The following is a 2,815-nucleotide window of genomic DNA, read 5'->3' as shown; positions in this document are numbered from 1 at the left end:
GTAACCGACCGATTGTTACCGCGGAGATTTCGCTTTGAAGCGGGCGACCAGCTCCTCGTCGTCGACAAAGCAGTCGAGGAAGTCGTTCCATTCGTCGGGTGAACGGCGAGCATAGGAGAGCATCTGTTCTAGTTCCTCCATGCCGTCGTCTGTCAGCGCGGTGACGGATTCGTCCTCCCCGTTATAGACGCTGATGATGCTGCCGTAGGTCAGATTATCATCGTTGGAGATGATTGCCCGGAGAAGCTCCGGATCCTCGCCAAGAATTTCAGCGACATATTTGAGCGTGCGGACATAGGTGATTGTTGCCATTAGGCTGCCTCGGCGCAGATGCTGGTGACAGGTGACCAATGCCAAGGAAGCAGTTCGTCGAGGCGATTGATCTTGTGGTCGTGGATGCGGTCGAGCAGATCGGCGAGATAGGCCTGCGGATCGAGGCCATTCATCTTTGCCGTCTCGATGATCGTCATGGCACGCGCCAGGGTCTCCGCGCCGGTGTCGGCGCCGGCGAATAACCAATTGCGTCTTCCAACTCCTATCGGACGCAGGGCGCGCTCGGCGGCATTGTTGTCGATGGCGACACGACCGTCGTCCAGGAACAGGCAGAGCGAGGACCACCGGCTCAGGCCATACCGGAGAGCGGTCGCCAAATCGCTCTTGCCCGGAATGCGGGTCAGTTGCGCTTCGGCCCAGACGCGGAGTGCTTCGACCTTTGCTTTGCTGTGCTTCTGACGTGCGGCAAGGCGGATATCGGCAGGTTGAGCGGCAATGTCCCGTTCGATGTCGTAAAGCGCGCCGATACGGTCGAGAGCCTCGCGTGCGATCTCGGATTTGTTCGATGTCCAGATATCATGGAAGTCGCGGCGCCAATGCGCCCAACAGGCTGCCTCTCGGAAGCGCGACGTCCCCTCCGCGCCCGGTTCATAAAGCTTCCCGTAGCCTTTGTAGCCGTCGGCTTGAAGGATGCCGCTTGCCTGCCGGAGATGACGATGGACGTGTTCTTGCTTCCAGTCCGGGGCGAAGTAGTAGACCGCCCCAGGCGGGGCAGCACCCGCCCATGGCCGTTGATCTCGGACATATGTCCAGATCCTGCCTTTCTTCACGCCTTTGCCCAATCCCTTGTCTCGTAGCGAACGATCCAGCACCCGGATCGGGGTGTCGTCGGCATGGAGGAGGTCACTGCCCATGATCGCCGCTTCGATCCGCTCGATCAAAGGCTGAAGCACCTGCATGGCGCGACCGCACCAATCGACCAGTGTGCTATCGGGGATATCGACGCCCATGCGGGCGAAGATCTCGTTCAGACGATAGAGTGGCAGATGGTCGTCGAACTTCGAGACCAGGATATAGGCCAGAAGACCCGGCCCCGCCATGCTGCCCGGTATCGGACGGCTGGGAGCCGGCAACTGCACCATCTTCTCGCAGCAGCGGCAGGATTTCTTCAATCGAGCGACCTCGATGACCTTCATTTGCGCAGCGATCATGTCGAGGATTTCACTCGCGTCCTCGCCAACAAGGCGCAGTTCACCACCGCAATCGGGGCAGCAGGTACCAGGATCGAGTTCTTTGCGCTCGCGAGCTGCCTTTTCCGACACCCGCGGACGGCGGCGCATTATTCTTTCGGGAGTGTTTGCCACCGGTGCGACGGGCGTGGGCTCATCGACCTCATCAAGCGGCTTGGTGCCGCTTTCGGCCGCGGCGATGAGAAGATCCTCCAGCGCCAATTCCAGCTGCTGGATTTCCCGCTCGATCTTTTCCGAGGACTTGCCGAAGACCTGTTTCTTCAGCTTGGCGATGCGCAGCCGTAACGTCTGGATCAACTGGTCGTGCGCCTGCAACGTCGCCGACATCTTCGCATTTTCCGCCTGCAGGGCGGCGATCATTGCCTTCAGGAAGGCCGGATCATCGGGAAGATTTTGGCTCGCGTTCGACATGAACCTGACTAGCATAAGCCAGGAGGAATATCCATAAAAACAAGCAGATTCAGAGGGATAAAATCAACCGACACGCGCCGGCGGGGCGCCCCAGTTGGGACGTCGCCAATCAATCCCTTCCCACAACATCGCCAGTTGCGCCGTTGTCAGTCGGGCCGTTCCATCTGCTGCTGAAGGCCAGGGAAAACGCCCCCTCTGCAAAATTTTGTAATACAGACAGAAGCCCTGGCCATCAAAATACAGAAGTTTCAAACGGTCGCCACGCCTTCCTCGAAAGGCGAAGACTGCGCCGCCCGTCGGCTTCTGGCGCAATACATCCTGCGCAAGCGCAGCCAGGCCCTCAACTCCTTTGCGCATGTCCGTGATCCCGCAGGCAAGATACACTCGAACACCGGTTCCTGGTCCAATCATGCCGCTTCAACCGCCCGGATGAGCCGCGTCAGGACGGTGGCATCGACGCCGCTATCGAAGCGAAGGCTACGCCCATAGTTCAGACGCAACTCGATCAGTGCGGGCTCGCGCGCAACCTCCTCACGCCCGAGCGGGGCGTCGTCCATGGCGGACGTATCTACGGGCAGGAAGACCGTATCGGCCGTGGGCGGCAACAAACCCTTCTTCTTCAGCTCATGCCGCCAGGCGTAAATCTGCTGCCGGGTCACATCGTGCCGATGGGCAACTTCAGTAACCGTCGCACCGTCGAGCCCCACCGACATGACAACGTCGAGCTTCTTCTCGTCACCCCAACGCCGACGACGTTCCTGACCAAGAATTTCGACACGCATCCCATACCTCGCCTAAGATACGTCGCTAACGACGTCGTTAAGGACGTGTCTTAGGCCATCAAGGCGCTATTCGGCAGGCGGTGCCAATCGGGTGCTTAC

At 59.6% G+C, this 2,815-nt stretch carries 4 protein-coding genes; all 4 read right to left on the bottom strand.

What is annotated here, in order from left to right; translation table 11 throughout:
* Nucleotides 1–15: 15 nt before the first annotated feature.
* Nucleotides 16–312: a hypothetical protein gene (locus FHT71_RS31080; RefSeq protein ID WP_183723290.1), complete on the bottom strand. Its 297-nt coding sequence runs from the start codon at nt 310–312 to the stop codon at nt 16–18.
* Nucleotides 312–1,934, bottom strand: coding sequence for an IS66 family transposase (locus tag FHT71_RS31075; protein ID WP_183723288.1), 1,623 nt, complete (start codon nt 1,932–1,934; stop codon nt 312–314). Before FHT71_RS31075 ends, FHT71_RS31080 begins: the two co-directional genes overlap by 1 nt.
* A 63-nt stretch (nt 1,935–1,997) precedes the next feature.
* Entirely contained in the window at nt 1,998–2,345 is a 348-nt protein-coding gene (gene tnpB, locus FHT71_RS31070) for an IS66 family insertion sequence element accessory protein TnpB (protein WP_008535377.1), read from the bottom strand.
* Nucleotides 2,342–2,716, bottom strand: coding sequence for a transposase (locus tag FHT71_RS31065; protein ID WP_183723286.1), 375 nt, complete (start codon nt 2,714–2,716; stop codon nt 2,342–2,344). Before FHT71_RS31065 ends, tnpB begins: the two co-directional genes overlap by 4 nt.
* Between the last annotated feature and the right edge of the window lie 99 nt (nt 2,717–2,815).

Source organism: Rhizobium sp. BK060 (assembly GCF_014193145.1).
Classification (GTDB): domain Bacteria; phylum Pseudomonadota; class Alphaproteobacteria; order Rhizobiales; family Rhizobiaceae; genus Rhizobium.
Note: the sequence above shows the minus strand (reverse complement) of the source record. Positions and strands in the feature narration are given on the sequence as shown.